The organism is Campylobacter gracilis (assembly GCF_018374135.1).
In the GTDB taxonomy this organism is placed as follows: domain Bacteria; phylum Campylobacterota; class Campylobacteria; order Campylobacterales; family Campylobacteraceae; genus Campylobacter_B; species Campylobacter_B gracilis_A.
This window is the reverse complement of sequence record NZ_JAHAFS010000010.1, coordinates 56,554-80,808: the sequence shown is the minus strand read 5'-3', so window position 1 is coordinate 80,808 and position 24,255 is coordinate 56,554. Positions and strand designations below refer to the sequence as shown.

General features: G+C 48.1%; 22 protein-coding genes. 12 read left to right on the top strand and 10 right to left on the bottom strand.

Features of this window, described 5'->3' with window-relative positions; all coding sequences use genetic code 11:
- Positions 1–3: 3 nt before the first annotated feature.
- Both KH703_RS06150 and gltX read right to left on the bottom strand, forming a co-directional pair.
- Positions 4–1,260, bottom strand: coding sequence for a malic enzyme-like NAD(P)-binding protein (locus KH703_RS06150; RefSeq protein ID WP_304294990.1), 1,257 nt, complete (start codon positions 1,258–1,260; stop codon positions 4–6).
- Position 1,261: 1 nt separating this feature from the next.
- Complete coding sequence (gene gltX, locus KH703_RS06145; RefSeq protein ID WP_304294988.1) at positions 1,262–2,641, bottom strand: glutamate--tRNA ligase; 1,380 nt, start codon at positions 2,639–2,641, stop codon at positions 1,262–1,264.
- A gap of 84 nt (positions 2,642–2,725) precedes the next feature.
- Between gltX and KH703_RS06140 the strand changes: the two genes are divergently transcribed.
- The 4 genes from KH703_RS06140 (at position 2,726) to KH703_RS06125 (ending at position 5,274) form a co-directional block, all read left to right on the top strand.
- Complete coding sequence (locus KH703_RS06140) at positions 2,726–3,616, top strand: peptidylprolyl isomerase (RefSeq protein ID WP_304294987.1); 891 nt, start codon at positions 2,726–2,728, stop codon at positions 3,614–3,616.
- Positions 3,617–4,062: 446 nt separating this feature from the next.
- Positions 4,063–4,362 (top strand): hypothetical protein, encoded by a 300-nt coding sequence (locus KH703_RS06135; RefSeq protein WP_297962220.1) that lies wholly within the window; start codon positions 4,063–4,065, stop codon positions 4,360–4,362.
- 17 nt (positions 4,363–4,379) lie between these two features.
- Positions 4,380–4,772: a hypothetical protein gene (locus KH703_RS06130; RefSeq protein ID WP_304294984.1), complete on the top strand. Its 393-nt coding sequence runs from the start codon at positions 4,380–4,382 to the stop codon at positions 4,770–4,772.
- A 67-nt stretch (positions 4,773–4,839) separates the two neighbouring features.
- Positions 4,840–5,274, top strand: coding sequence for a hypothetical protein (locus tag KH703_RS06125; protein WP_298782901.1), 435 nt, complete (start codon positions 4,840–4,842; stop codon positions 5,272–5,274).
- Positions 5,275–5,408: 134 nt separating this feature from the next.
- On the opposite strand, the gene carB is transcribed toward KH703_RS06125, so the two are convergent.
- From carB to KH703_RS06090, 7 genes are read right to left on the bottom strand one after another with little or no spacing between them, the layout of a single operon-like run.
- A complete protein-coding gene (gene carB / locus KH703_RS06120; protein WP_304294981.1) occupies positions 5,409–8,672 on the bottom strand; it encodes a carbamoyl-phosphate synthase large subunit in 3,264 nt (1,087 codons plus the stop codon).
- Positions 8,672–9,421: a rod shape-determining protein MreC gene (gene mreC / locus KH703_RS06115; protein WP_304294979.1), complete on the bottom strand. Its 750-nt coding sequence runs from the start codon at positions 9,419–9,421 to the stop codon at positions 8,672–8,674. Before mreC ends, carB begins: the two co-directional genes overlap by 1 nt.
- Positions 9,414–10,448, bottom strand: coding sequence for a rod shape-determining protein (locus KH703_RS06110; protein WP_005869818.1), 1,035 nt, complete (start codon positions 10,446–10,448; stop codon positions 9,414–9,416). The genes mreC and KH703_RS06110 overlap by 8 nt, the downstream gene beginning before the upstream one ends.
- 9 nt (positions 10,449–10,457) lie before the next feature.
- Positions 10,458–11,696 (bottom strand): ATP-dependent protease ATP-binding subunit ClpX, encoded by a 1,239-nt coding sequence (gene clpX / locus KH703_RS06105; RefSeq protein ID WP_304294976.1) that lies wholly within the window; start codon positions 11,694–11,696, stop codon positions 10,458–10,460.
- The gene (lpxA, locus tag KH703_RS06100) at positions 11,696–12,484 is read right to left on the bottom strand and encodes an acyl-ACP--UDP-N-acetylglucosamine O-acyltransferase (RefSeq protein ID WP_304294973.1); all 789 of its coding nucleotides are present in this window, start codon (positions 12,482–12,484) and stop codon (positions 11,696–11,698) included. Before lpxA ends, clpX begins: the two co-directional genes overlap by 1 nt.
- A complete protein-coding gene (fabZ, locus tag KH703_RS06095; RefSeq protein WP_304294971.1) occupies positions 12,484–12,933 on the bottom strand; it encodes a 3-hydroxyacyl-ACP dehydratase FabZ in 450 nt (149 codons plus the stop codon). The genes lpxA and fabZ overlap by 1 nt, the downstream gene beginning before the upstream one ends.
- Positions 12,934–12,966: 33 nt before the next feature.
- Positions 12,967–14,100, bottom strand: a complete 1,134-nt coding sequence (locus tag KH703_RS06090) for an epoxyqueuosine reductase QueH (RefSeq protein ID WP_304294969.1) — start codon at positions 14,098–14,100, stop codon at positions 12,967–12,969.
- 64 nt (positions 14,101–14,164) lie between these two features.
- Between KH703_RS06090 and KH703_RS06085 the strand changes: the two genes are divergently transcribed.
- The 6 genes from KH703_RS06085 to KH703_RS06060 all read left to right on the top strand — a co-directional run bounded on the left by KH703_RS06085 (position 14,165) and on the right by KH703_RS06060 (position 21,216).
- Positions 14,165–17,527 (top strand): DUF748 domain-containing protein, encoded by a 3,363-nt coding sequence (locus KH703_RS06085; protein ID WP_304294967.1) that lies wholly within the window; start codon positions 14,165–14,167, stop codon positions 17,525–17,527.
- A gap of 50 nt (positions 17,528–17,577) precedes the next feature.
- Complete coding sequence (gene dapB, locus KH703_RS06080) at positions 17,578–18,339, top strand: 4-hydroxy-tetrahydrodipicolinate reductase (RefSeq protein WP_304294965.1); 762 nt, start codon at positions 17,578–17,580, stop codon at positions 18,337–18,339.
- 28 nt (positions 18,340–18,367) lie between these two features.
- Positions 18,368–18,559: a nucleotidyltransferase domain-containing protein gene (locus KH703_RS06075; protein WP_304294963.1), complete on the top strand. Its 192-nt coding sequence runs from the start codon at positions 18,368–18,370 to the stop codon at positions 18,557–18,559.
- 52 nt (positions 18,560–18,611) lie between these two features.
- Entirely contained in the window at positions 18,612–19,958 is a 1,347-nt protein-coding gene (gene purF / locus KH703_RS06070) for an amidophosphoribosyltransferase (RefSeq protein ID WP_304294961.1), read from the top strand.
- A 20-nt stretch (positions 19,959–19,978) separates the two neighbouring features.
- Entirely contained in the window at positions 19,979–20,335 is a 357-nt protein-coding gene (locus tag KH703_RS06065; protein ID WP_304294959.1) for a DUF488 domain-containing protein, read from the top strand.
- Positions 20,336–20,790: 455 nt separating this feature from the next.
- Positions 20,791–21,216 (top strand): molybdopterin-binding protein, encoded by a 426-nt coding sequence (locus KH703_RS06060; protein WP_297896181.1) that lies wholly within the window; start codon positions 20,791–20,793, stop codon positions 21,214–21,216.
- A 289-nt stretch (positions 21,217–21,505) separates the two neighbouring features.
- Here the strand turns inward: KH703_RS06060 and KH703_RS06055 are convergent, their stop codons facing one another.
- Positions 21,506–22,477: a hypothetical protein gene (locus KH703_RS06055; protein ID WP_304294957.1), complete on the bottom strand. Its 972-nt coding sequence runs from the start codon at positions 22,475–22,477 to the stop codon at positions 21,506–21,508.
- Between the two features lie 247 nt (positions 22,478–22,724).
- Between KH703_RS06055 and bcp the strand changes: the two genes are divergently transcribed.
- Both bcp and KH703_RS06045 read left to right on the top strand, forming a co-directional pair.
- Positions 22,725–23,252, top strand: a complete 528-nt coding sequence (gene bcp, locus KH703_RS06050) for a thioredoxin-dependent thiol peroxidase (protein ID WP_304294955.1) — start codon at positions 22,725–22,727, stop codon at positions 23,250–23,252.
- Positions 23,253–23,507: 255 nt separating this feature from the next.
- Positions 23,508–24,077 carry an NAD(P)H-dependent oxidoreductase gene (locus tag KH703_RS06045; RefSeq protein WP_304294953.1) on the top strand — a complete coding sequence of 190 codons (570 nt, stop codon included), beginning with the start codon at positions 23,508–23,510 and terminating at the stop codon, positions 24,075–24,077.
- Positions 24,078–24,255: the final 178 nt, after the last annotated feature.

Sequence of the window (24,255 nt, the reverse complement as noted above, 5' to 3'; positions counted from 1 at the left end):
AAATCATAGCTCTTTGGCTTCCAGGCTCTTTTTATAAGCCGCAGCGTCGAAGTCTTTGACGCGAGCCACGCCGTCATCTACCGCAGCTTTTGCAACCGCCGTCGAGATCACGGCAAATACGCGTGGATCGAAAGGATTTGGGATCACGTAGTCTTTGCCGAATTTTAAGTTATCCTTGCCCAGCATCTTGCGGATTTCTGCAGGAACCTCTTCACGAGCAAGATCCGCCATCGCGCGAGCGGCAGCAATTTTCATATTTTCGGTAATCTTTTTGGCTCTTACGTCAAGCGCGCCGCGGAAGATATACGGAAAGCCCAAAACGTTATTGATCTGATTTGCAAAGTCACTTCTACCCGTACCTACGATCACGTCGTTTCTTACTTCCTCGACCTCACTTGGATAAATTTCCGGTACAGGATTTGCAAGCGCAAAAATGATTGGATGCGGTGCCATAGTCTTTACCATCTCTTTGGTTAAAACGCCCGGCTTACTAAGTCCTAAAAACATATCCGCGCCTTTCATCGCATCCTCTAGCGTGCGATCTGCGGTATCTAGGGCAAATTCTTTCTTTTGCTCGGTAAGATCGGTGCGACCCTTATGGATCACCCCTTTGGAATCGAGCATTATGATATGTTTGGCGCCTAAATTACGATACATCTTTGCGCACGCTATGCCAGCAGCGCCCGAGCCGCTGACTACGATCTTCATATCCTCGATCTTTTTGCCGCTGATGAGGGCTGCATTGATTAGCCCTGCGCCCGTAATCATCGCGGTACCGTGCTGATCGTCGTGCATGACGGGGATATCGACGGCTTTTTGTAGCTCGCGCTCGATCTCGAAGCACTCGGGAGCTTTGATATCCTCTAAATTTATACCGCCGAACGTAGGCGCTATCGCTTTGCAAATTTCAATTATCTTTTTAGGGTCCTTTTCATCGATTTCGATATCGAAGGCATCGACGCCGCCGAATTTTTTAAACAAAACCGCCTTACCCTCCATTACGGGTTTTCCAGCGATTGCGCCGATATCTCCGAGACCCAAAACCGCCGTGCCATTAGTAATAACAGCTACGAGATTGGCTTTATTCGTGTATTTAAACGCAGCCTCGTGATCACCTTCGATCACTTTGCAAGGCTCCGCGACGCCCGGCGTATATGCAAGCGCCAAATCCTCCGCCGTAGCGCAGGGCGTTTTTACATTCGTTCCGATTTTACCGCCTATGTGGTACTTCAAAGCCGCTTCAACGTTTACTTTAGCCATTTTATAATCCTTTTTTGATTAAATTTGAAATTCTCGTTTTAACTTCGTCGCTTCCTAAAATTTCACAAATTTCAAAAATCGACGGACTTACGCTTCCTCCCGTGATCGCAACGCGTAGCGGCTGGGCAAGATCCTTTAGCTTGGCGCCGTTTGCGTCCAAAAACCCCATCGTCCTTTCCTCGCACTCCTTTGCATTTAAATTTGCGCTTAGAGTATCCGCAAATTTTGCGAGTAAGCTTAGCGAACTTTCGGTTACAAATTTCTTATACACCTTCTCGTCGTAGCAGCTCGGGCGGTTTAGAAGAACCTTAATGCCCTCAGCCATCTCCACTAGCGTTTTTGCGCGTTGTTTGTACTGCTGGGAGATGAGATGTTTTTTCGCGTGCGAGCGGATATCGACGCCGAATTCCACAAGCTGCAAGACAAGCTCATCATCGCCCGAGTTTTTAATATAATGCGCATTTAGCCACTCGAGCTTGGTTTGGTTGAAGGTGCTAGCGCTCTTGCTGATATGGTTAGGATTAAAGTATCGCTTCATCTCCTCCATGCTAAAAATTTCATCATCCCCGTGGCTCCAGCCCAGACGTACTAAGAAATTTAGCAGAGCTTGCGGCAGATAGCCCATGCGCTTGTACTCCATCACGTCGGTAGCGCCGTGGCGCTTACTTAGCTTGCTGCCGTCGGTGCCGTTGATCATCGCGACATGATAAAATTTCGGGATTTTAAAGCCTAGCGCGTTATACAGCACGATCTGCTTCGGGGTGTTGCTTAGATGATCGTCGCCGCGGATCACGTCTGTGACGCCCATCAGCGCGTCGTCTATCACGACCGTAAAGTTATACGTAGGCGTGCCGTCGGAGCGCGCGATGATGAAATCGTCCAGAATATCGGCGGCGTTAAATTTTATCTCGCCCTTGATGCCGTCGTTAAATTCTATCGTGCCGCTAAGCGGGGATTTGATGCGGATTACGGGCTCGATCCCAGCAGGCGGCGTGCCGGTAAAATCGCGATAGCGATTATCGTAGCGAGGACGCTCTTTGCGAGCTTCTTGCTGCGCGCGCAGCTCATCCAGCTCATCCTTGCTCATATAGCATCTGTATGCCTTGCCCTCATCTAGCAGCTTTTGGACGTATTGTTTGTAAAGATCAAAGCGCGAGCTTTGATACACGATCTGCCCGTCATAGTCTAGATTGCACCACTTAAAGGCTTCCTCGATCGCCTTAGCAGCCTCCTGCGAATTGCGCTTCAGATCAGTGTCCTCAATACGCAGCAGGAATTTGCCGCCGTTTGCCCTAGCGTAAAGATAACTAAAAAGCGCCGTTCTAAGTCCGCCGATATGTAAATATCCCGTAGGACTCGGCGCAAAACGAGTTACTATCATAAAATTCCTTTGCAAAAATTACCATTTAATGTTATAATCGCGATCTTGTAATTATAAAGCAAAAAGACTAAATAAAGGTTAAAAATGATAAAGAAACTGCTTTTTTCCGCAATGATATGTGCTGTTTGTGCAAATGCCGAAGTAGTAAACGGCGTCATCGCCGTGGTAGATAATGAGCCCATCACCGGCTACGAACTAGCCAAAGTTCAAAAACTAACGGGTGCTTCGCCGCAAGCCGCGATGGAAATTTTAATAGGGCAAAAGCTGCAACAATCCGAGATTAAACGTCGCGGTATCGCGGTAAATGACGCGGAGATCGACGCGAGGCTCAAAGCAATCGCCGATCAAAATAAGCTTAGCTTAGACCAGCTCAAAACCGCCGTGCAAAAGCAAGGTATAAACTACGATGACTTTAAAGCAAATATCCGCCGCACACTGCTTGAAGAAAAGCTCTACGGCTCGATATTCGCAGACGTACAGCACCGCACGACCCCCGAAAATGTTAAAAAATTTTATAGCCAAAATAGCTCATTATTTACAACCTTCGATAGCATCACGCTCACCCGCTACATCGCAAAATCACAAGCTCCGCTCGATAAGATTCGCGCAAATCCAAAGCTCCGCCCAAGCGACGTGTATGTGATGAAGGGAACCCTCAAGGCCAATCAAATGGACGAGGGGCTAAAATACATCGTCACGAACGTCGAACAGGGCAAATTTTCGCCGATCATCCCTACGCGCAACGGATATGAGATGTTTTATGTAAATGACAAAAAAGGGCTTCGTACGCTTGATTTTGACAGCGTGCAAGAAAAGGCGATCGAAGGCTACGTGACCTCTGAGCGCAAAAAGGCAATCACCGAGTTTAACGACAGACTCCGCTCAAACGCTAATATTCGCATTATCGAGCGTCCGCAGGCAAAATCGCAAGGTGCAAAAACCTCTCCAAGAGTTAAAGTACAAAAAAGGCGGTAAATTTTAAAATCCGATGCCGCGTTAAATTTAATCGGAATTTTAAGATATGCTATCACGAAAAAATATAAATTAGCAGCCTTAATGGCATTCAGTTTTAATAAGAATTCTAAAAACGTGAAATTTAGTTCAAATTTTAAAGGTGCCTAGCGATAATAATCAGTGATTTTACCGAGTTTGTAAGTAAATGACGGTATAATTTGTTGAGGCTTTAAAACTTTTAGAAAAATCTTTAATTACCAAGATTTATATAAATTTCTATATCCGATATCTACTTCAATACCGGCTTACGAATTAACTACCAATCTAAGCGTTAAAGCTCTCATTTACTCTATGCTTTGATATAAAAATTATTGACAAACGCAATAAAAATTTAAAATTAATATTTCTAAATTTAAGCATTTTGTAGGGGGGGTATCATAATTTAAATTTTAAATAAGGAAATCACTTTGAAACTAATCATCAAAGAAAGAGCGGATAAGTCTGAAGTTATGAACATCGTCACCCAATATTCTGAGGGAATAAAACTAAGAATTACAAAGATGGAGAATTCACAATATCCGCAAAATTCAGTAGATATCTATATGGGAGATAAGCAATTAACGTCGTTTTGTTGTAACAATGAAGATACAAATAAACTAAAAACCGCATTTGAAAAATTCTCTAATGCTTTAGAAATATGCGTTGAGTTTAACGAGCAACGAGGTAAAACTTTAGCGAGCTTGCGCGAATTTTCTGCTGATAAATAATTTTAAGGTTTTACGCTATGCGCAAAATAATATTTTCTCTTATATTGACGATCGGCGCTTCGTTCGCTTATGATGCATGTGATAACGAAGAGGTAAAAAAGTTTCTAGTAACTATTAATTCGTTATCGCAAGAACAAAAAGCGTATATTGGTTTTTTCTGCGAAAATAGTACGATGATGGTCGGTACTGATTTAAAAAGATCTCAAAACATATCTAAAAAAGAAGCTGCGTATTTAAGAGCAAAGGGGACACTCGATAAAATCGCAGCTGATTCAATCTGTTTTAATTTAGATACCTTTCAGAATTTAGGTTTAAACCGAAAAACAAATTTTATATACTTTTTTGGCAACAACGAGCCTTTTTATATAGTTATGGTAGATGATAATTTTTGCAAAAAATATGATTATTGAATTATCTAAAAATTTATTTAGTAACCATAGCGTGGAAAATATATGCAAATAACAGAAGGGCCACAAAATGCGTAAAACAATATTTTTTCTTTTATTGGGGATCAGCATTTCATTTGCTAATGACGGATGCAATCAAAATATTGCAGTTCAGATCATGAGTGATTATGATTTAAAACAAGAGGTTGGTGAAATTGCTACTATGTTCCCTATTTTAGTCTGTAAAAGTGATACTATAACGATCAAATACACATTTCATATTACTGCACCAAATATAGATAGAGAAAAATATAAGCAAAGGCTATATAGTATATTTCTTCATAACAACAAAAATAACTCCGATATAGTAGATAGGAGCTGTAGAATTCTTAATATGAGCTTGAGTGATGGCTCGAAAGCAAAAGATGCTGGCATTAAATATATTTATCAGACATATTATCTCGATAACGAGATGCTCTTCTCAATGGTAATGAACGATGAGCTGTGTCGACGACGAGGATTTTAATATCTGATATATCTAATATACACTACAAAAGCTTATTTTGACTTATATATTCATATCCCTAGAATTTTAAATCGTAAAATTTAACCACTAAGCCAAACTACTCAATCATTAAATTCTATGATTATTTTAAGATGCTACCTACCGCTTAGATACTCCTGCAGCGTTTTAACTTCAAGCGCGGATTCGTCCTTTATCGAGCAGATCGAGCGCGTAGCGGCGATCGCCGCCTTCATCGTCGTAAAATACGGCAGCCTAAAACGCAGCACGCTCTGGCGGATCTTCGCGGCGTCGGTAGAGTTTGATTTACTATCGCTGGTGTTGATGACGAGCGAAATTTCGCCGTTTTTGAGTTTGTCCTCAATATTTGGGCGACCCTCGCTGATTTTATAGACAAACTCACACTCTACGCCGTTTTCGCCCAGCAGCTTGTGAGTGCCGCTCGTAGCGGCGATACTAAAGCCCGCATCCGTAAACGCGCGTGCAAGCTCTACGGCTCGCGGTTTGTCATGATCAGCTAGCGACAAAAATACCTTGCCGCCGCTTGGAAGCGCATTGCTCGCGCCGATTTGCGATTTGGCAAAGCTCTTGGCGAAATTTTCGCCGATACCCATCACCTCGCCGGTGCTTTTCATCTCAGGCCCCAGGATCAGATCCGCGCCTGCAAGCTTGTTGAAAGGAAAGACGCTTTCTTTGACGCAGATATGGTTTTTAATACGCGGCTTTAAAATTCCCTTCTCTTCGACCAGCACGCCGAATTCATCGTAAAATTTCAAAGCCTCGCGCAGACCGCCTTGCCACATTACGCGGGTAGCAACCTTAGCCATCGGAATTCCGCTCGCCTTGCTTACAAACGGCACGGTGCGGCTCGCGCGCGGATTTACCTCGATGATGTAAAGCTCGTTTTCAAAAATAGCGAATTGAATATTCATAAGCCCCACGACGCCAAGATTTAGCGCGATCTCTTTGGTTTGGCGACTTACCAGATCGATCATCTCCGCGCTTAGACTAAGCGGCGGCAAGATACTAGCGCTATCGCCGCTGTGAATGCCCGCCTCTTCGATATGCTCCATTATCGCGCCGATATACACGTCGCGCCCGTCGCAGATCGCATCGACGTCAAGCTCGGTCGCGTCAAGTAAAAATTTATCTATAAGCACCGGTGAGTGATCGCTCACGCGCACCGCCTCGCTCATATACTGCCTAAGCTCGGCTTCGCTATGCACGCGCCGCATCGCGCGACCCCCGAGCACGTAGCTAGGGCGCACGAGCACCGGATAGCCGATAGCAGCAGCCTTTTCGATCGCCTCGGCTTCACTTATAGCGGTATCGTTTTTGGGCTGTTTGACGCCGATACTTGCGATAAACTCGCTAAATTTTTTGCGGTCTTCCGCTACGTCTATCGTGCGCGCGCTCGTGCCGATGATCTTGGCTCCCACGGTACTTAGGCGCTTGGCGAGCTTTAGCGGCGTTTGGCCTCCGAAATGCACGATCACGCCGTCGGGGTTCTCGGCCTCGATGACCGCTCTAACGTGCTCGAAATCGATCGGCTCGAAGTATAAAATATCGCTCGTGTCGTAGTCGGTGCTGACGGTTTCGGGGTTGCAGTTATACATTATCGTGGTAATCCCCATATCGCGCAGAGCGTAGCTGGCGTGCACGCAGCAGTAGTCAAACTCGATGCCCTGCCCGATGCGATTCGGACCGCCGCCGATGATGAGGACCTTTTTATTATCTTTTGAAATTTTACGGCTTGCAATGGCGGGCGTTATGTTGGTGCTGGAGTACAGATACGGAGTAAGCGCCGCAAACTCGCCAGCACAGGTATCTACTTCGTTGTATTCAAGGCTGATGCCCTGTCTGACGCAGGCAAAATGGATGTCGTTTTGCGTAAGGCCCAGATTGTCCTTTTTGTTGATTAAATTTGCGATCATCTTATCGCTAAAGCCCCAGCTCTTGGCCTGTCTTAGAAGCGCCGCGTCGTTGATGATCTCCATATCGATGCGCTCTTCAAATTTTACGATCTGCTCGATCTGGCTCAAAAACCAGCGGTCGATCTTGCTAAGCTCGTAAATTTGATCCACGCTCATACCCGCTCTAAAGCCCTGGGCGATATATAAAGCTCTATCTTGCTGCGCGTTGCGAAGCCCGAAAATAAGATCCTTCTCGCTTAAATTTAATTCCACGAAGCCGAAGTAGCCCTTCTCCAGCGAGCACAGCGCCTTTTGAATGCTCTCTTTAAAGCTGCGCCCGATCGCCATCACCTCGCCGATACTTTTCATCGCAGTGCCTAGATAGGGGTTTGCGCCGGGGAATTTTTCAAACGCAAAGCGCGGAATTTTAGTCACGATATAATCGATCACCGGCTCAAAGCTTGCGGGCGTGCCGGTGATGTCGTTTTTGATCTCATCCAGGCTAAAGCCTACCGCTAGCATCGTAGCTACCTTGGCGATCGGATAGCCCGTAGCTTTGGACGCGAGAGCCGAGCTGCGGCTTACGCGCGGGTTCATCTCGATGACGATCATCCGCCCCGTTTGCGGATTTACCGCAAACTGCACGTTTGAGCCGCCCGTATCCACGCCGATCTCGCGTAAAATTTTAAAACTCGCGTCGCGCATCGCCTGGTATTCTTTGTCGGTAAGCGTAAGAGCGGGCGCAACCGTGATAGAATCGCCCGTATGCACCCCCATCGGGTCGAAATTTTCGATTGAGCAGACGATGATGCAGTTGTCCTTATGATCGCGGATCACCTCCATTTCGAACTCTTTCCATCCAAGCAGGCTCTCTTCGATCAAAATTTCATTTATCGGGCTCACGTCTAGCCCATTTTGCGCGACCTCTTTAAACTCGTCGATATTGTATGCTACGCCGCTGCCTGCGCCGCCTAGGGTGTAGCTTGCGCGGATAATGAGCGGAAAGCCGATCTCATTCGCCGCAGCCATCGCCTCTTCGATATTGTAGGCGTATTTGGATTTAGGCAGATCCATTCCGATCTTAATCATCGCCTCTTTAAATTTCACTCTATCCTCGCCCTTTTTTATCGCTTCAGGCTTGGCGCCTAGAAATTTCACCCCCGCTAGTTCGCCGCTTTCGTAAGCTTCCATCGCGACGTTTAGCGCGACCTGTCCGCCCATCGTAGGTAGGATCGCATCGACGCTCTCACGCTTTATGATGCGCAAAATGCTCTCTTTGGTGATCGGCTCGATATAGGTAGCGTCGGCAAAATCAGGATCGGTCATAATGGTGGCGGGGTTAGAGTTTATTAGCACTACGCGATATCCGAGGCTCTTTAGCGTCTTAGCCGCCTGCGTGCCGCTGTAATCGAACTCGCACGCCTGACCGATTACGATCGGACCGCTGCCGATCAGCAAAATCGTCTTAATATCATCTCTTTTGGGCATCAATTTTCCTTTGTAACGACATACAAAAACGCCGGCATACTCGGATTTACGTACGGCTCCAGTACGGCGCTTTTGTATAACTTTCCGTTTTGAATCTCTTTGACTTTACCTACCGGCACGCCGGCAAAGAAAATTTCATCTTTCCCGCTCGTAAAGACCTCGTCGCCCACCCTGGGATCGAGCCATTGCGGGATATATCTAACCACGAGCTCGTTTTTTTCGCCGCCTGCGACGCCCGGAATTTGAGCGTCGCCTATGAAAACGGAGAAGTTGCTCTTTTCGTCGCGCTGCAAGATCGCAAGCGGGCGCCCGTCTTTATTTACTAAAATTCCCGCGGTCTTGCCCTCGCTGATGAGGCCGTAAATTTTGTTTGGGTTAAAATTTTCAAAATTTACGAAGAATTTGTTGTAGTCGTTTAGATTCGCGTAGCTCAGTGCCTTTACGAGCTGGACTTTGGGCTCATAAATGGAGCTGTTTTTATCGATCAAAATTTTATTCAGCTCGCCTGCGAACGTACTAAGCAGCATCGCCGATTTTTTTAGTTCAGCGTTTTCCTCGCGCAAAACTTTGATCGTCTCGGCTTGGTTAAAATGCTCGCTAACGGCGCTTTTTACTCGATCGCTCACGCCGTAATAGATCTCTAAAATTCCCCCCGCAAAGCCTACGAACTTGCCGTGAATATACGAGCCGAACGTTAGCGAAACGGCTACCAACAAAACCGCGACGAGAAGGAGTTTGAGATTAGTCATTTGCCGCTTGTTTTAGCGATTTGATCTCTTCTAGGGCTTTTCCCGTGCCGTTTGCGACGCAAAGCAGCGGCTCGTCCGCGACGAAAACCGGAAGCTTTACGGTGTCGCTTAGATATTTATCTAATCCGCGAATGAGCGCACCGCCGCCCGTTAGCACGACGCCGTTTTCGACGATGTCGGCGGCGACTTCCGGCTGAATGCTTTCAAGGACAAATTTTAACGCATCTGCAATCTCTCTGATTGAGTCTTTGATCGCCTCTCTAACGTCCTCGCTCGTAAGATCGACCGAGCTTAAAAGCCCGCTGATCTGGTCTTTTCCTTTGACCGTGTATGTAAGATCTTTTTGCTGCTGCACCGCCGTACCGATCTTGATCTTAATCTCCTCAGCCGCGCGTTCCGAAATAAGTAGACTATATTTTTCTTTGACGTAATTAACGATGCTTGCGTCGATCTTATCGCCCGCGACGCGAACGGATTTAGCGCTGATGATACCGCCCAAAGAGATGACGCCGATCTCGGTGGTACCGCCGCCGATATCCACGACCAGCGAGCCGCGCGCTTCATTTACGGGAAGTCCCGCACCGATTGCCGCAGCCATCGGCTCTTCGATTAGATAAACCTCGCGCGCACCCGCTATCATCGCGCTTTCGCGCACGGCTTTACGCTCGACCTGAGTTAGTCCGTAAGGAACCGAGATGATGATGCGCGGACTTACGAAAAAGCGGCGCTTGTGGGTCTTTTCGATGAAATATCTAATCATCTTCTCTGTCATATCAAAATCCGCAATAACGCCGTCCTTCATCGGGCGCACCGCTTCGATATCGCCCGGAGTGCGCCCGAGCATCTCTTTAGCCTCGGCGCCTACGGCGATGATCCTTTGCTTGCCGTAGCGCTCGTTTTGTACCGCGACGACGCTCGGCTCGTTGATGATGATGCCTTTATCTTTTAGCAGCACGAGCGTGTTTGCCGTGCCTAGATCGATGCCCATATCCCTTGAAAATAATCCTAGAATCGAATCAAGTAACATTTATCCCCTTTATGCAGTTAAATTTTGTTTTACAAGTATCGGCTTGGAGACGCCGTCTACGACCTCTTTTGAGATGATGACGTCATAGCCCTTAAGCTCAGGCAGATCGAACATAATATCGATCATTATCTCCTCGATTATGCTGCGAAGTCCGCGCGCGCCCGTTTTGCGCTTAATCGCAAGGCTCGCGACCTCCCTTAGCGCGTCGTCGTCAAATTTTAAATTTGCGCCGTCTATCGCAAAGAGCTTTTGATATTGTTTTAAGATCGCGTTTTTCGGCTCGGTTAAAATTCTAACCATCGCCTTTTCGTCGATCTCATTTAGCGTAGCTACTACGTGCAAGCGCCCGATGAGCTCGGGGATTATGCCGTAATGCACCAGATCGTCAGCCTCGACCATATTTAGTAAATTTAAGCTCTCTTTCTTGCTACGCTTGGTTTGGTTAAATCCGAGCACGTTCTGCCCGATGCGGCGATTGATGATCTCGTTTAGCCCGTCGAACGCACCGCCACAGACGAATAGGATATTAGTAGTATCGATCTGGATGAAGTCCTGATTTGGATGCTTGCGGCCGCCCTTTGGAGGGATATTTACGACGCTTCCTTCGATGATCTTAAGAAGCGCTTGCTGTACCCCTTCACCGCTTACGTCGCGCGTGATGCTGCGGTTTTCGCTCATTCGCGCGATCTTATCGATCTCGTCTACGAATACGATACCGCGCTGCGCCTTCTCTACGTCGCCGTCGGCAGCCTGCAAAAGGCGGGTGAGGATGTTTTCTACGTCCTCGCCGACGTAGCCCGCTTCCGTTAGGCTCGTAGCGTCGCTAATGGCGATCGGCACATCCAAAAATTTCGCCAAGGTCTGCACCATAAGCGTCTTGCCGCTGCCGGTAGGGCCGATAAGCAAGATATTTGATTTTGAAATTTCGGTATCGTCACCCTTTGCGTCGGTCTGTCTGAAAATTCTTTTATAGTGGTTGTAAACGCCGACGCTAAAAATTTTCTTAGCGCGCTCCTGACCGATGACATAGCGATTTAGCACTTCCATCAGCGCCTTTGGCTTGATAGCTTCGAAATCAATCTCTTTATTTTGATTTTGTATCGCCTCATTTTGGCCCTCGCTGCCGTGGATGGCGGCGTATGCCATATCGATACAATAGCTGCAGATAGCCGCCGTACCGTCGTCGTTAGGATAGATACGACGTCCGTCCGCGCCCGTCTCACCGCAAAAACTGCACTTATTTGCCATTAAATTTTACCCTTATCTAGCGGAATTCCGCGTTTTGTGTTGATTATAAACTCGCACATCTTGCGCACGTTTTGATCGCTCGTTTCGTTTAATAAAATTTGCGCCTGCTGCTTTAAGCCCCTGCCTTGGTTAAATAAAAATTTATACGCCCGATTTATCGTCTCGACCGTCTCTTTATCGAAGCGGCGGCGGATGCCCGTTAAATTTAACCCGCGGATATAGGCGCGGTTGCCCTCGGCTAGGCAAAACGGCACCACGTCCTGACTAAGCGCGCTAGCCCCTGCGATCATGCAGCTCTCGCCGATGCGAACGAACTGATGCACGGGGGTAAGCCCACCGATAACGGCATAATCGCCCATTACGACGTGGCCTGCGAGCGTGGCGTTGTTGGCTAGGATTATGTTGCTGCCCAGCATGCAGTCGTGCGCGATATGGCAATACGCCATCATAAATAGATTATCGCCGATGCGCGTAAATCCGTCGCCCTTATGCGAGCCCGAGCTGATCGTGCAAAACTCGTGTATCGTAGCGTTTTTGCCGATGATTAGCCCCGTGCGCTCGCCATCTTCAAAGCTCATATCCTGCGGAATTTCACCCACGATAGCGTATGAAAAAATTTTGGAGTTCTCGCCGATTTGAGTATCGCCGATGATGCGCGCGCCCTGCTTGATCGTGCAGCCGTCGCCAATTTTGGCTTGCGCGCTTACGAAAGCATACGGCTCGATCGTTACTTCGGCTCCGATCTGCGCGCCATCCTCGATGATCGCCGTGTGGTGAACTTTAGCCATCATTTATCCATTATCATCGCTTGAAGTTCCGCCTGCGCGGCCAATGTGACGCCGTCGTTGATGTAGGCTTTGCCCTTTAGCACCCAGATGCGTCCACGGTGTTTGATTACGCTGATGCGATACTCAAGCTTGTCGCCGGGGCGAACCGGGCTTCTAAATTTAGCGTTGTCGATACTCATAAAATACACGACCTTGTCGCTTAGATCGATGCCGTCTTTCTCCATGCTTTTAAACGCCAGCACGCCGCCTGCCTGTGCTAAGCCCTCGATAATCATTACGCCCGGATAGATCGGGTGCCCCGGGAAGTGGCCCTGAAAGATCTGCTCGTTGTAGGTTACGTTTTTATAGGCCTTGATGCTTTCGCCTATGCTGAGCTCTTCGACGCGATCTATCAGCAAAAACGGAAAACGATGAGGTAGGATGGAGAGAATTTCGTTTATATCTATCATTATCTGCCTTTATTTAAAAATCTTGCAATTTTATCAAATTCTTACTAAAATTTCCCTAACGTCTAAAAATATGCGCGAGAGCCCGTAAATTTGAACTTTGGCGCCTCTTATCTCGTCCGTGACGATGATCGGCGAGAGCGAGCCCGCAGCGCACAGGGCGGCGCGAGCTTTATTTTGGCGTGCGAGACTCGGCGGTTTTTTTAGCATTTCGGATACGCTTTTGAAATTTGATCTTGAAATTTCGTTAAATTTCGCTAGACTTAAAATTTTAATCTCCCCCTTATCGCTGCAAAAAATTTCGCACTCTCGCTCCACGCTAAACTTCACGTTTTCGCGCGTAAAATGCGAGCCAAATAGCACAAACGAAGGCACGACCTCGCCGTCAAATTTAATCCATGCGCGCAACAAGCGGTAGTTTAAAAACCGATCGCGCAGCACGCTAAATTTCACCCCATTTTTTTCGAGCGAGCAAAGCTTTTTATAAAATTTCAGCTTCTCCTCTACCGAAGCGGGCAAGATTTGCCTATCGATCGGCGACATTAGCTCGTAAATTTCGGCGTCGGGGGCTAAATTTCGCCTAAAATCCGCCGCCAAAATTCCGCCGAAATCCTGCTCGGTCTTTCGCTGATCATTTCGCTGTGCCGCGAGCGCATAGATACAGCCGCAGTAGTTTTGATGATACAGCGCGTCTTTTTTCGCTAGCGCAAACTGCTCGTTCGTGCCGCCGTTTTTGCGAAAATCCGGCGCGATAAACTCTAGCCCGTAGCGCTCGCAAATGCGCTGCAGCGAGCCGCAAAGCTGAGAGTGAGATTTTTTGGGACTCATTAAAAGAGTCGTAGTGATTTTGCGCTCGCCTAGGCTTAGCGCGAGCTCGGCCGTTTTTTGCATGCGAAAATCAAAGCAAAACTCGCAGCGCGAGCCCTTTTCAGGCTCGTTTTCAAGCCCGCGCGCACCCTGTAGCCAGCCCTGAAAATTATACTCGCCCGGGATAAATTTAATCCCCAAATTCTCGCAAACCCGCTTTGAGTCGTGCATTCTAAGAACGTATTCGCCGTAGGGATGTATGTTTGGATCGTAGAAATAGCATATTAGCGGCTCTTGCGTGAGCTCTTTTAAGCGGCGCAAAAAATAATCGCAATCGACCGAGCAGCAGATGTGAACCAGCAAATTTTAACCCTTTGCACGAAATTTTGGATATAATTTTACGCTATCAAAATTAATGAGCGGAAAAATGAAAAATTTTTTTATAAAACACTGGCGTAAGTTTGCTTTCGGCGTAGGTGGATTTGCGCTGTTTTACGTGCTTGCGGGCTTTTTCGGCGTGCCGCTTTTTATCGAAAAGGCGCTGCCTAAAATTTTAGAAGGCAGAGCAAGCTTTAGCGTGCAGGATGCTAAATTTAACCCCTTTACCTACGAGCTAAACGTCACAAAGCCGGAGCTTAGCACTTTTAAGCCGCTGTTTAGCGCCGATGAGATAAATTTAAAAATCGGTTTTTCAAAGCTTTTTAAAAAGACTCTCGCGGTAGAAATTTTGCACCTAAAATCGCCTAAATTCCATGTCGAGCGTGAGCAAAATGGCACCTTCAATTTTGAGCCGTTACTTTCGGAGCAAAAGAGCGAAAGCAAGGATGAAAACTCCAGCTTCAACGTCACGCTGAATAATTTTAAGATCGAGCGCGGCTCTCTAGGATACGTCGATAACTCCCTAAAAAGGCCGTTTTCGCTCATCTCGACCGATCTAAATTATGAGATCAACGGCTTAAACTTAAAAGACGAAACGATCGGCGAGCACGATCTAAGCGCGGTTTCGCGCACATACGACTCGCTGAGTTTCGATGGAGCCATCGATCTAGCGCCTCTGCGCTTGCACGGCAAAATAGATCTTAAACGGCTGAAAATCGATCCGTTTTGGCTATCGTACCTCGATCCTAGCGGCGTGCGGCTTAAAAACGGCTTTCTTTCGGCTGAGCTGAATTACCGATTGAGCCTTGATGAAAATATAAAATTTGCGCTTGAAAACTCAAAGCTCGAGCTTGAGAGCCTAGAAATTTTGCAAGATCAAAACTTAATTTCGCTTGGCTCGCTAAAAATCCCGAGCTTTGGCCTAAATACGGGCGTTTCGGATGAAATTTCAGGCGCAGTAGCGATCCCGCAGGTGCTACTTTCGGGCGCAAAATACGATATGAATGAAACCAAAATTTCCACGGGCTTTGAGGGGGCGCAGGTTGTGGATTTTGCGCTGGATTTTAATAAAACAGGCGCGAACTTGCGGATAAACTCAGCCGTAAAAAGCGTAGATCTAAACCGCTCAAGCTTTGCAAACCCGCTAATTTCGGTCGTTTCAAACGACACTAAAATCACGGAAAATTTCTTAAAATTTAACGCCAAAGGTAACGATACAGCCCTTCATACGGGCTTTGGCGCCTTTAATATTGCGGATACGCAGATTACGCTAGCGCGTAGCGACAAAATTTCACTCGCCGCGACCGAGCTGGGCGCATTTAGCTACGACAAAGATGGCGCGCAAAACGGCGTAAGCCTGAAGTTTGCTAAAATTTCAAACTCCAAAATCGCAAATAAAAACGGAATTTTTAGCGGATTTGAAAGCTTCGGCGTGCAGGGAGTGAAATTTAACGTAGCGGATCTCAATCTGGACGTGGATAAAATTTTACTAAACGCGCCGTTTTTCAATTCGGAAGTGGGCGTTAACGGCGCCAAAAGCATAAACGATCTGGCGATTTTAAGCGCGATCTCTAAAAATCCTGCGAGCTTCAAAAAAACGGCAAGCTCTAACGCCGTAAGTCAAGCGGATGCAAATTCTACGGCAAGCGGCGCAAATTCGGATTCTAAAAAGCCCTCCAAAAGCCCCGCTTTAAAATTTAAGATCGGCGAGGCCTCCATAACGGGCGCAAAGGCTAAGATCGGCGAGAGCTTTATCGTTAAAAACGACGTGCACGAGATCAAAGATTTCAGCGCCACGCTAAGCGGGCTAAGCTCGAATTTTGCCGAGCCTTTTGGTATCAAAGCTAGCCTTATCACGGGCGAAATCACGGCTAGCGCGGACGGCAAGGCCAGCATCGCGCCGCTTAACGTAGGCGTGAGCTTCAGCCTAAAGGCGCCGAACTTGGGCGTCTTTAACAGATATGCAGCGGAATTTATCACGGGCTCCATCGCCGGCGAGCTCGCTACGCAAGGGCAGCTGAAGCTTTCAAACGCCTTCTCACTCGAAGCGAAGCTATCGGGCAAGGGCTTGGCGCTAAGCTCGGGCAGAGATAAAATTTTCTCCCTTGCGTCGCTGAATGTCGCGCAAATCGCGCTGAGCCCAAACTCCCTCACGCTAAATAAGATCGCCCTTGGTTCGCCCGCGGCAAATATCTCGCTAAATAAAGACGGACGTTTAAATTTAACTTCGCTGATAAAGCCCGCCGCGCAGGCAAAGCAGGCCGCAAAGCCCGCCCAAGCTGCGCCTAGCAGATCCGCAAAAAACGGGGCAAACTTTGCGTGGAGCGCAAAGAATATCTCGCTTAGCGGCGGAAGTTTAAATTTCACCGATGAGAGCCTAGCAGCGCCCTTTAAACTGCGCATCAGCGATATGAAAGCAAGTATCAGTGAGATCAGCCCGAAGCGAGCGGCGGATATTAAGTTTAGCTCGCTCGTAAGCGGAAGCGGGCTGGCAAGCATCACGGCGCGCGCCTATCCGCTGGATTTTAAACGTAAAAGCGATATAAACGTCGTTTTAAAGGAGATCCCGCTTGCGCCCGCATCGCCCTATACCGCCAAATATATCGGCAACGAAATCGCAGGCGGTAAGTTAAATTTAAAACTTGCCTACAAAATCGAAGACGGCAAGCTAAACGCAAGCAATGATCTAAATTTAGACCGCTTCGAGCTTGGCAAAGAGGTGCAGAGCAAGAACGCGCTGAGCCTTCCGATCGGGCTAGCGGTATCGATCCTAAAGGACAGCGACGATCAGATTGATATTAACCTGCCTCTAAGCGGCGCGATGAATGATCCGAAATTTAGCTACAGCGCGCTCGTTTGGGGCGCGATCAAAAAGCTGCTCTCGGACATCGTGTTAAGCCCGTTTAGATTTATGGGAAAGATCGCGGGCGTGGATACGAAAAAGCTGGAAAGTATCGATTTTGAGGCGGCGAGCAGCGAAATTTTAATTAGCGAAAGCTCTAAAATCGACGATTTAGCCAAGGTTGCAAAAGCCAAACCCGAACTTAAGATCATTCTAAACTCCGCATATAACGAAAAGCTCGATACTCACGAGTTTCAAAGGCGCTCGCTGCAAAACACTATCACGCTGATGTCCAATAAACAAGGGCTCTCCACGGATGAAGCCATAGCGGCGCTTAAGGTCAAATACGGCATCAAAGCTAGCGGCGATGAGGCGATGGAGGAGCTGATAAGCGCGCAGAAATTTACCCGCTCCCGTCTTGATGAGTTAGCCCTTGCCAGAGCGGCCGCCGTACAATCGGCACTCGTGCAGCGCGGCGTAAGCGCCTCTCGCATAGAGATCAAAAAACCGAGCGAAGCGGAGCTTAAACAAAACAGCTTCATCCCGCTAAACCTGGGTCTTGAAAAATAGCGTAAGCAAAATTTGGCTATACTAAGCGGACTAAATTTAAAGGATGAGCGATGATAAATATAGGAATTCACGGCGGAAGCGGCAGAATGGGCACGATGATCTACGAATGCCTGAAAAATTTCGATCAGGCGCGAGCAAGCGTGATCTACACGGTCGCTCCGCTTGATTATACGCCAAGCTGCGCCGCAAGCCGCAGCTACGACGAGCTTTTTAGCGGCTGCGACGTCGTGATAGACTTTACGATCCGAGACGGCGCAATAAGCTTAATGAAATTTGCGCTTTCGCATCCAAAGCCGCTTTGCATCGGCACGACAGCCCTAGGTGATGAGGGCGAGCGGCTACTGCGCGAATGCAGCTCGAAGATGCCCGTGCTGCACGCTACGAATATGAGCCTGGGCGTCGCGGTACTAAACAAGCTCGTAGCGCTTGCTAGCAGGAGCCTGCGCGATTTTGACTGCGAAATTTTAGAGATGCACCACCGCCACAAAAAAGACGCTCCGAGCGGCACGGCGATGAGCCTTGCGGAAAGCGCCGCAAGCGCGCGCGAGCTAAACTTAAAAGACGTGCGCGTAAGCGGTCGCGACGGGCTTATCGGCGAGCGGGGCAAGGACGAGATCGCCGTGATGTCGCTACGCGGCGGCGATATAGTCGGGCGCCACACCGTGGGATTTTACGGCGAGGGTGAGTTCATCGAGCTAAATCATACGGCCACTTCGCGCGCGACCTTTGCCAGAGGCGCGATAAAGGCCGCAGTATGGCTAGCGTCCCAAAATATCGGGCTTTACGGTATCGACGACTACTTAGGAATCTAGGCTTTGCGGCTAAATTTAAGAGAATAAAATGCCAACCAAAGATGAAATTTTAAATTTTTTGCACGAGCTAAAGCCCGAGCTTGAAAGCTTTGGAATTTACAAAGTCGGACTATTCGGTAGCTACGCCAAAGGCGGAGCGAATATCGCCGAGAGGTTTAAAATTTCAGCCGATCTATTTGATGAGGCGCCGACAAAATGCCGGACGGCGAGCCGTAAATGATAAAACAAAATATAGATAAATTTCTAAAAAATAAAATTTAAGAGGTTAGAAAATGTGCGCAATCGTGGGAGTCATAAATTCCGAAGGTGCGGCTAAAACCGCGTATTACGGGCTTTTTGCCATGCAGCACCGCGGCCAGGAGGCAAGCGGCATCAGCTCGAGCTTCAACCATCATATCAAAACGATCAAAGCCACAGGGCTCGTGACGGAGGTTTTTAGCCCCACTAGTTTTGAAATTTTAAAGGGCAACATCGCGATCGGTCACAACCGCTATGGCACCGCGGGTGCAGATAGCCTAAAGGACGCGCAGCCCGTTGCGGGCAACTACGCTTTGGGGGAGATCTCGATCGTTCATAACGGAAATTTGATTAATAAAGACGAAATTCGCCGCAAGCTCGTAAGCGAGGGGGCGATCTTTCAATCCGGCATGGACACCGAAAACATACTGCACCTCATCGCCCGTAGCAAGCAGGAGCATCTAAAAGACCGCATCATCGAGGCGCTGCAACAGTGCGTGGGCGCGTATTCGCTTCTGATTTTAAGCCGCTCGAAGATGTTTGCCGTGCGCGATCGCTACGGAGTGCGTCCGCTTAGCATCGGCAGGCTAAAAGACGGCGGCTACATCGTCGCGAGCGAAACCTGCGCGTTTGATCTCGTAGGAGCCGAGTTCGTCCGCGACGTAAAGCCCGGCGAGATGGTGATCTTCGAAGAGGGCAAGGACGAGTTTAGCTCGCTTGAAATTTTAAAAGCCGCGGAGGCTAGAATTTGCGCGTTTGAATACATCTACTTTGCGCGCCCAGACAGCGTCGTAGAGGGCAAAAACGTATATGAGGTCAGAAAAAAACTGGGCGCTGCGCTCGCGCGAAAATGTAAAAATTTAAAAGCCGATTTCGTCGTGCCCGTGCCCGATAGCGGCGTGCCGGCGGCGCTGGGTTTCGCGCAAGAGAGTAAAATCCCTTTTGAGATGGCGATCGTGCGCAACCACTACATCGGCCGCACCTTCATCGAGCCGACGCAAGAGGTGCGAAATTTAAAGGTCAAACTCAAGCTAAATCCGATCGGCGCGGCACTGCACGGCAAGAGCGTCGCGGTGATCGACGACAGCATCGTACGCGGCACCACGAGCAAAAAGATCGTCGAGCTTCTGCGCCATGCGGGCGCGGCGCGCGTACATATGTGCATCGCAAGCCCGGAGCTAAAGTATCCCGAGCGCTACGGCATTGACACGCCGAGCGTGCGCGAGCTGATCGCCGCAAATATGAGCACGGATGAAATTTGCAAATTTATAGGCGCCGACAGCCTCACGTTCCTTAGCGTGCCTGAGCTCGTAGAAGCGCTTGGGAGCGAGCGCAAATACTCGCTCGTAAGCTTCGACGGCGATTATTTCATCAAAGATTAGCAAATTTAAAGGAACAGATTATGACAGAATTTAAGATTAAGCGCGTTTATGAGAGCGCAGAGGAAGAGGATGGATTTCGCGTGCTTTGCGATAGGCTATGGCCGCGCGGCATAAAAAAAGATGCGCTGGAGTTTGATATGTGGGCAAAGGACATAACGCCTAGCACCGAAATACGCAAGCTTTTCGCGCACAAGCCTGAGAATTTCGCCCATTTTAAGGAGCTTTACCTAGCTGAACTTGAGCAAAATCCCGCCGTAGCTGAATTTTTGAAAAAGGTTAAAAACGAGCCGGTCGTCACGTTGCTATACGCTGCAAAAGACGAGCACTGCAATCATGCGATGATTCTGCGCGATTTTCTGCAAAGCAAGGTGCACTGAAATTTTGGCACAAAGCGCACCGCTAGCTGTATTTTAAAGCAAATGTAAAATCGCCTTGCTACCAAAACCCACTCGTAAAACCGATGTGCGAGGCATAGAATTCAGCGAACAGGCTTAAGCGGAGCGCTCTTAAAGCCTTACCAGGCACGATTTGCGATAAATTTTATCTGGATGTGCGCAAAACAAACGCTAAATTTTGCGTCAGAACTCTAAAAAACGCAGAATTTTATAAAAAGCGAATAAAATTTCAAAGAAAATAACCCGATTTAATATATGCGAATTTAGAATTTCATCTATTTTTTAACGCTATTTTTCATAATGCAAGCTAGGAATTTAAAAAGTGAGCTTAATATAAATTCGCAACAAATCAAATTAATTTCTTACACGCAGCATTTTTAAATTTCATTTAAGGATTTGCCGCTAACATTGCTCGTAATTTTTTACAAGGAGAAACAATGGCAATCAGTGCTAGAAATCAGCTTCATGTCGTGATAAGCGACGTAAAAACAGGTGCGGTAAATTCGCTAATCACAGCTAAAACCAGAGGCGGCGACGTGCTAAAAGCGACCGTGACGGTTGATTCTGAAAAAACTTTGGATTTAAAAGCAGGCAAAGAGGCGGTATTTTTATTCAAAGCCCCGAATGTCATCATTTCAAAGGGAGAAAATGATCTTCGCCTAAGTGCTGCGAACCAGCTAAAAGGCAAAATCACCGCCGTTAAAGAGGGCGCAATCAATGCTGAAATCGATGTCAGAACTGCAGGTGGTGAGAATCTAAGCGCGATCGTCACAAACGGCTCCGTTAAAAATTTGGCGCTAGCAGTCGGCGACGAAGTAACCGCGATCATCAAAGCTACTCAAATCATCGTCGGCGTGAAATAATCAGCCGTTCAAGGGGCGGCATCGACGCCCCTAAATTTTCAAATCCTAAATTTCAATAAAATTTTAGCTGCGAGCAGGGATGCAGCGACTATTCTTTAAATTTTTCAACTATTAAATTTAACCACATATATTTAGTTTGCGATAGAATTGTATCGCGTACAGGCCCTTACTCGCGTCTTTTAGATACGGCGCGAAAAATAAATTTTGCGATCGCCGCCTGTAAAAACGTGCCTCAAAATGCTACAAGTATTTTTCACATGCGCGCCGCAAAGCAAACTCCCGCGCTCGCCTAAGCCTCCAAAATCCGCCTAGCGATCAGGCTTTGTCCGCCCTCCTCTTTTACGCTGCAAAGTATTAAATTCCGCTGCTCAAAAAGGGGCTCCAGCCGCTCGCCCCCGTCTAGTAGGGTCTCGCTTACTATCCACCCAACGCTCGGCAAAAAGCGCCAAATGCCGTTTTCGCTCTGTAAAAGCAGCGACTTTTCGTCCGCACTAAGGTGCATCTGCTTAAATTTAACTCCAGTATCCCAATCTTTACGTGCCCCGTCCACGTCCATCATTAAAATTTTACCCGAGAGGATCATCCGCGCGCCCTCTCCGCGCCCGTCGCAAATTTTAGCGGGGAGATAAACAGCCGGATGAAAGTACCAATTTCCCGCATTATCAAGCTGCGCGGCATCAAAGGTACCGACCTCAAAGAGTATCTCGACCCTACCTTTTGCGACGTCATATCGCTGCACGCAGCCCCGCACCGGCGATGCGATAAGGTAGCGCCCATCGCTGCCGCGCAGCAGCAGGCGACAGCCCTCATCCTTTAGCCGCTTTTTGCTCACGCCGCCCTGCACGTAGTTAAAGACCGCAACGCTGCCGCCAGAGCGGTTTAGCAAAACAAGCCCGTCCTGCTCATCCCCCGCGACGAAGTCCTGGTATTTGGGCACGCCTTTTTCGTATTTTTCCTCTATCTGCAGCGAGCTCCTGTGCAGGCGGTAAATTTTGCTATCGGTCACGGCGAAAATATGCTGCGCGTCCGCGCTAAAATGCATGCAGCGCACAGCGTTTCGAAGCAGCGCGCTAGCCGTTTCCTCGCCCGTAGCAAAGCTCATGCGGCGCAGGCGCATCGAAGCGTAAGAGCTGCCCCAGCCGTCCGCGACATAAAATACGTCCGCGCAGAACGGATCCGGCGTGGGCGCGATGCCGCCGAATAGGCCGTTTTCAAGTCGCTTCCGCCATAAAATTTCGGTCCTGAGTTTTAGCCGCGTCATTTTTCTCCTTTGCGCGCGCACTGAGCGTAAATTTTATAAATTTACTCGCGGCGGCGGGTTTTAAATTTAACTCGCGCAAAATTATATCACGAGCCGCTAAATTTAAGCCTCTTCGCGCAGATCGTTTCGCGTGCAGCTGCGGCGCGGGGCAAAATTTCATCCAAGCAAGGATAAATTTATGAAAAAAGATTAAAATTTAGCCGCAACTCGGGCTAGGAGCCCGAAAATTTCAAAAAAAGGACACGATATGCAGAGAAAAACACAGATCGAAGACGAGTTTAGCGCAGAGGATCGCGAGCGTAAAATCACGCTGCAAGCGGGAGACGTAGCACCCGCTTTTACGCTGCAAAACGCCGACGGAGCGAGCGTCGCGCTAAAGGACTTCGCAGGCAAGAGGGTCGCGCTGTATTTTTACCCCAAGGATAACACCCCCGGCTGCACGACCGAAGCGTGCGAATTTAGCGCCGCGTACGATGATTTCATCGCCGCAGACTGCGTGATCGTAGGCATCAGCCCCGACAGCGCCAAATCCCACGCGGGCTTCATCGCCAAGCAGAGCCTAAAGCACATCCTACTGAGCGATCCGCAGCACGAAGTAGCCAAGCTATACGGCGCGTGGCAGGTGCGCAAAAACTACGGGCGCGAGTATCTGGGCATCGTGCGCTCGACCTTTCTGATCGGCAAGGACGGCAAAATTTTAAAGGTCTATAAAAGCGTCAAGGCAAAGGATCACGCGGCAAAGGTGCTCGCGGATCTGCTAGCTGCGGGGAAGTAAAGCGCCAAGCCGGCGTTTGAAATAGGGCTCCGGCGTATTTGGGCGCTAAATTTTAATATAAAATTTATGCGCTGAAATTTACTACGGATTTCGGCGTCAAAATTTAAGCGCCAAAGCTTCGGCATTAAAATTTCGCTTTGAAATTTTGCTTTAGAATTCCGCCGCTAATTTGAAAATGAAATTTCAAAGCGGAGTTCTATCTGCGATTTTAGCGGCAAATTTTATCGCCCAAAAACAAAATTTTAAAGGAAAAATATGAAAAGCTTAATCATTCTAGCTCACCCCGACATCGAAAATTCGCTCATAAACAAACGGTTTTTGAAAGAGGCCGCCGCGCAAAGCTTCGCCGTGCGCGACCTAGCGCGCGAGTATCCTAGCGGCGAAATAGACGGCGAGCGCGAGCGCGCGATAATCAAAGCCCACGACGCGCTAGTGCTGCAATTTCCGCTGCATAATTTCTCCTCGCCCGCGATTTTAAAAAGTTGGATTGATGCGACGATGACGTACGGATTTGCTTATGGGCGCACAAGCGAGGGCATGCGCAGGCGCGCCGTGGCGCTGGCGGTGAGCGCGGGCATCAAGCGCGCCGACTACGCGCCTAGCGGGCGGTACCATTTCACGATGGAGCAGATTTTAGCGCCGTTTGAGCTGGCATTCCGCTACTATTTTCATGCCGACTGGCGCGGATTTTTCGCGTTTTACGGCGCCGAAGAGACGCCGGGCGTGGATTATCAAAGCAGCACCGAACAGATAGAAAAAGGCGCGGCGGAGTACGCGGAATTTTTAAGAAATTTAGGCACAAAAGGCGCGGGCAAAAAATTTTAAATCAAAACCAAGCTAGGTTTTGGGGCTAAATTTTAAAATTTAAATCGAAATTAAAATGTAGTGGTAGGTAAGTACTTCGTGGGCTAAAAAGTAGAATTTTTCAAACTTATATAAATTCCACGGAGCGAGGAATTTTAGCAAGCTTACAAAATTACGTAAATTTTAAACTTAGTTATCT

What these genes read in the sequence shown, in the direction of transcription:
- KH703_RS06150 (WP_304294990.1), bottom strand. Translation starts at nt 1,260, where the DNA reads ATGGCTAAAGTAAACGTTGAAGCGGCTTTGAAGTACCACATAGGCGGT.
- gltX (WP_304294988.1), bottom strand. Translation starts at nt 2,641, where the DNA reads ATGATAGTAACTCGTTTTGCGCCGAGTCCTACGGGATATTTACATATC.
- KH703_RS06140 (WP_304294987.1), top strand. Translation starts at nt 2,726, where the DNA reads ATGATAAAGAAACTGCTTTTTTCCGCAATGATATGTGCTGTTTGTGCA.
- KH703_RS06130 (WP_304294984.1), top strand. Translation starts at nt 4,380, where the DNA reads ATGCGCAAAATAATATTTTCTCTTATATTGACGATCGGCGCTTCGTTC.
- KH703_RS06125 (WP_298782901.1), top strand. Translation starts at nt 4,840, where the DNA reads ATGCGTAAAACAATATTTTTTCTTTTATTGGGGATCAGCATTTCATTT.
- carB (WP_304294981.1), bottom strand. Translation starts at nt 8,672, where the DNA reads ATGCCCAAAAGAGATGATATTAAGACGATTTTGCTGATCGGCAGCGGT.
- mreC (WP_304294979.1), bottom strand. Translation starts at nt 9,421, where the DNA reads ATGACTAATCTCAAACTCCTTCTCGTCGCGGTTTTGTTGGTAGCCGTT.
- KH703_RS06110 (WP_005869818.1), bottom strand. Translation starts at nt 10,448, where the DNA reads ATGTTACTTGATTCGATTCTAGGATTATTTTCAAGGGATATGGGCATC.
- clpX (WP_304294976.1), bottom strand. Translation starts at nt 11,696, where the DNA reads ATGGCAAATAAGTGCAGTTTTTGCGGTGAGACGGGCGCGGACGGACGT.
- lpxA (WP_304294973.1), bottom strand. Translation starts at nt 12,484, where the DNA reads ATGGCTAAAGTTCACCACACGGCGATCATCGAGGATGGCGCGCAGATC.
- fabZ (WP_304294971.1), bottom strand. Translation starts at nt 12,933, where the DNA reads ATGATAGATATAAACGAAATTCTCTCCATCCTACCTCATCGTTTTCCG.
- KH703_RS06085 (WP_304294967.1), top strand. Translation starts at nt 14,165, where the DNA reads ATGAAAAATTTTTTTATAAAACACTGGCGTAAGTTTGCTTTCGGCGTA.
- dapB (WP_304294965.1), top strand. Translation starts at nt 17,578, where the DNA reads ATGATAAATATAGGAATTCACGGCGGAAGCGGCAGAATGGGCACGATG.
- KH703_RS06075 (WP_304294963.1), top strand. Translation starts at nt 18,368, where the DNA reads ATGCCAACCAAAGATGAAATTTTAAATTTTTTGCACGAGCTAAAGCCC.
- purF (WP_304294961.1), top strand. Translation starts at nt 18,612, where the DNA reads ATGTGCGCAATCGTGGGAGTCATAAATTCCGAAGGTGCGGCTAAAACC.
- KH703_RS06065 (WP_304294959.1), top strand. Translation starts at nt 19,979, where the DNA reads ATGACAGAATTTAAGATTAAGCGCGTTTATGAGAGCGCAGAGGAAGAG.
- KH703_RS06060 (WP_297896181.1), top strand. Translation starts at nt 20,791, where the DNA reads ATGGCAATCAGTGCTAGAAATCAGCTTCATGTCGTGATAAGCGACGTA.
- KH703_RS06055 (WP_304294957.1), bottom strand. Translation starts at nt 22,477, where the DNA reads ATGACGCGGCTAAAACTCAGGACCGAAATTTTATGGCGGAAGCGACTT.
- bcp (WP_304294955.1), top strand. Translation starts at nt 22,725, where the DNA reads ATGCAGAGAAAAACACAGATCGAAGACGAGTTTAGCGCAGAGGATCGC.
- KH703_RS06045 (WP_304294953.1), top strand. Translation starts at nt 23,508, where the DNA reads ATGAAAAGCTTAATCATTCTAGCTCACCCCGACATCGAAAATTCGCTC.